The organism is Micrococcus sp. KRD128, from assembly GCF_017168395.1.
Taxonomy (GTDB): domain Bacteria; phylum Actinomycetota; class Actinomycetes; order Actinomycetales; family Micrococcaceae; genus Micrococcus; species Micrococcus luteus.
In genome coordinates, this window is sequence record NZ_JABFAX010000013.1 from 83,292 (window position 1) to 87,009 (window position 3,718).

Below are 3,718 nucleotides of genomic sequence, written 5' to 3' on the forward strand. Positions count from 1 at the left end.
TGTTGTGGGTCATGAGGTTCTTGACACGAGGCACGGGCTGAGATGAGACGAGCGGGCTCCGCCCCGCAGGATGGGAATTGCGACATCCACTCATCCGCGGAAGGAAGCCCGCTCGTGACTCACGCTAACGCACCTCTGACCCCCACCGGCCGGCTGCGCATGGTCCACCGCCACCTGAACGACGGGATCCCGCAGTCCCACGTGGCCGCGGAGTTCCGCGTCAGTCGGCCCACGGTGGCCACCTGGGTCGCCCGCTACCGTGCCGAAGGCGAGGCAGGACTGCAAGACCGCTCGAGCCGGCCCCATCGCTCACCTGCCCGGCTCGACCCCGCGATCGTGGCCGAGCTGGAGGCCCTGCGCCGGGCCGAGAAGTGGTCCGCCCGGCGCATCCATCACCATCTGGTCGGCGAGGGCTACCAGGTGTGTCTTCGCACCGTGGGGCGATGGCTGCACCGGGCCGGGATCTCCCGCCTACGGGACCTGACCCCAGCCGGAGAAGACCTCCGCCGGCAGCCGGCCCGGAGGATCACCGCGAGGGGGCCAGGGCACATGGTGCACCTGGACGTGAAGAAGATCGGACGCATCCCTGAAGGGGGAGGCTGGCGCGCCCACGGAAGAGACAGTGAGGCAGGGCGTGCTTCCAAGCGGGGGTCTGGCCAGCGGGTCGGCTACACCTACCTGCACTCGGCGATCGACGGGTTCACCCGCCTGGCGTACACGGAGGCGCTGGAGGATGAGCGGGCGGTGACCACGATCGGGTTCTACTGCCGGGCCCGCGCGTTCTTCGCCGCTCACGGCATCACCGTGGACCGGGTGGTCACGGACAACGGGAACAACTACCGGGCCGTGGACTTCACCCGGAAGGTGGTCTCTCTCGGGGGCCGGCATCACCGGATCCGCCCCTACACCCCGCGCCACAACGGGAAGGTCGAGCGGTACAACCGGCTGATGGTCGACGAGGTCCTCTACGCCCGCCCGTACTCCTCAGAGCGGGCTCGGCGTGAGGCCCTGCAGGTGTGGGTGAATCACTACAACTACCATCGGCCGCATACCTCCTGCGGAGAGGCTCCTCCGGCCTCGTTGGCCCCGGTGCGTGTCAACAACGTCATGCCCTCCTACACCCCTCGACCCCCGCCGCCCCGAAGGAGCAGTGAGATGACGACGACCACCGACCGCACCGACACGATCTCCCGTCCCGCCGACGTCGGGACCACCGACTCGGAGGTGCCGGCCACCGCGCACCCGGCCGACCGGCCCCAGTTCCTCGCCGCCCGCGCACGGCTGGCCCCCGTGTTCGCCTGGCTCGCCGAGACCGCCGCCGAGCGGGACCGTGAACGCGTGACCGATCGCGAGGCCACGGACCGCCTCGCCGCCGCCGGCTTCCCGGGCCTGCGCGTGCCCGAGGACGCGGGCGGGGCCGGACTGACGTTCCCGGAGGCCGCGCGCCTGTACGTGGAGCTCGCCGAGGCCGACTCGAACGTGCTGCAGGCCCTGCGGGTGCACATGGTGAACGTGGAGACGGTGCTCGGCTCGCCGGACGGACCGCGCCGCGAGCGGTGGCTGCACCGCTTCGCCACGGGTGAGACGGTCGCGAACGCGACCACGGAGATCGGCAACCGCACCGGCCACTACGAGACCCGCCTGACGACGCGTCCGGACGGCTCGGCGGTGATCAACGGTCGCAAGGCCTATTCCACCGGGACGCTGTACGCGGACTGGACGATCGTCGTCGTCGAGGACGAGGACGGTGCCGAGCGCGCGGCGACCGTGCGCTCGGACGCCCCCGGGGTGACCCTGCACGACGACTGGGACGGATTCGGTCAGCGGCTGTCCGCCTCGGGGACCACGGAGTTCACGGACGTGGTGGTGGATCCGGAGGAGCTCACGCCGGTGGGCCAGTCCCTGGACGACGGCTCGTCGATCTTCGCCTCGCAGGCGATCTTCCAGTTCGTCCACCTGGTGGGCCTGACGGGCATCGCCCGCGCCGTCGTGCGCGACGCGGCGGCCTATGTGGCCGGGCGCACGCGCGGCTTCTCCCACGGTGCGGCCCCGCGGCCCGGTGACGATCCGCAGGTGCTGCAGGTGGTGGGTGAGCTGGAGGCCGCCGCGTTCGGGGCGCAGGCGGCGCTCGACGCCGTCGTCGGGCCCCTGGATCGGGCGCTGCGGGCCGAGGCGGCGGGCGCACCCCTGGCCGAGGCCGAGGTGGACGCGGTGTACACCGCCGTCTACGCCGCCCAGCAGGTGATCGCCCGGGCCGCCCTCGACGCGGCGACCCGCCTGTTCGAGGTGGGCGGGGCCTCCGCGACCCTGCGCACGCGCGGGCTGGACCGGCATTGGCGCAACGCGCGGGTGCTCGCCAGCCACAACCCGCTGATCTACCGCGCCCGACTGCTCGGCGACCGGGCCGTCAACGGCACGCCGCTCGAGCGCCACTACCGGCTGGGCGGCTGAGGCGTCGGCCGGTGCGCCGCCGGCCGGCGACGCGCGGCGAAGCCCGTCAGGCCAGGCCGCGCGCCGCGTGCCAGGCGGCGATCCGCTCGAGCGCCTCCTGCACGGCGTCCGGGCCGGCGGCGAAGGAGAGGCGGACGAACTCGGGCCCGTGGACGGCGTCGAAGTCGTCGCCCGGGGTCAGCGCGACGCCGGCCTCCTCCAGCAGGGCGGCGCAGTAGCCGACGGCGCTGCCGAACTCCGCCAGCATGCCCGGGGCGAGACGGGCCCAGAGGTAGAAGGCGCCGTCGGCGGGGGCGGCGTCGGCCCAGCCGAGCCGGGGCAGGGCGGCCAGCACGACGCCGCGCGTCGCCGTGAAGCCGCCGGCCTGCTCGGCGCAGAACGCGTAGGACTCCTCACTGAACGCGTGGACGGCCGCCTCCTGGGCGGCGGCGGGCGGGCAGAGGGCGACCGAGCCGGCGAGGCCGTCGACCGTGGTGGCGAGGTCGTCCGGCAGGAGCATCCAGCCCAGCCGCCAACCGGGCATGCCCCAGTACTTGGAGAACGAGCTGACCACGAGCGCGGTGCGGGAGGTGCGCCATGCGCAGGCGCCGGGCCCCTGCCCGTCCGTGTGCACGATGCCGTGGTAGATCTCGTCCGAGACGAGCCGCACCCCGCGTTCCTCGCACCAGCGGGCGAGCTCGGCGAGCTCGTCGGCGCTGACCATCGTGCCCGTGGGATTGGCCGGGGAGGCGAGCACGAGCCCCGCGACCGGGCCCTCCGCGAGAGCCGCCTCCAGGTGGGCGACCGTGGGCTGGTAGCGGGTGCCGGCGTCGACGTCCACGTCCACCACCTCCACCCCGAGCGCCGTGAGGATGTTGCGGTACGCCGGATAGCCGGGGCGGGGCAGGAGCACGCGGTCCCCCGGGGAGAACGCCGCGAGGAAGCCGAGCATGAACGCCCCCGAGGAGCCCGTGGTGATCGCGACCTGCTCGGGGCGCACGTCGAGCCCGTACCAGCGGCGGTAGTGGCCGGCGACGGCGGCCCGCAGCTGCGGCAGGCCCAGCGCCGGGGTGTAGGTGAGGGCACGGCCGGAGGCGTGGACGGCGGCGGCCGCGGCGTCGACGGCGGGCGGGGCACCCCCGCCCGGCTCCCCCGCGCACAGGCTGACGACGTCGTGGCCGGCGGCACGCAGCTCGGCGACCCGGCCGAGGATGCTCATCACCGTGAACGGCGGCACCTGCGACCGGGCGGACGGCGCGAAGGCGGGGGCGGCGGTGCTGGCGGGGGC

At 74.0% G+C, this 3,718-nt stretch carries 1 protein-coding gene and 2 pseudogenes; 2 read left to right on the forward strand and 1 reads right to left on the reverse strand.

Translation table 11 applies throughout. The annotated features are described in order from the left end of the window. Window positions 1–114 precede the first annotated feature (114 nt). Together J1M44_RS05845 and J1M44_RS05850 are read left to right on the forward strand one after the other, a co-directional pair. Window positions 115–1,122, forward strand: a pseudogene (locus tag J1M44_RS05845) (IS481 family transposase); the annotation flags it as partial. 192 nt (window positions 1,123–1,314) lie between these two features. Next, window positions 1,315–2,451, forward strand: a pseudogene (locus tag J1M44_RS05850) (acyl-CoA dehydrogenase family protein); the annotation flags it as partial. A gap of 46 nt (window positions 2,452–2,497) precedes the next feature. Here the strand turns inward: J1M44_RS05850 and J1M44_RS05855 are convergent. Further along, a partial coding sequence (locus J1M44_RS05855; protein ID WP_241252847.1) for an aminotransferase class I/II-fold pyridoxal phosphate-dependent enzyme occupies window positions 2,498–3,718 on the reverse strand: 1,221 nt, incomplete at its 5' end.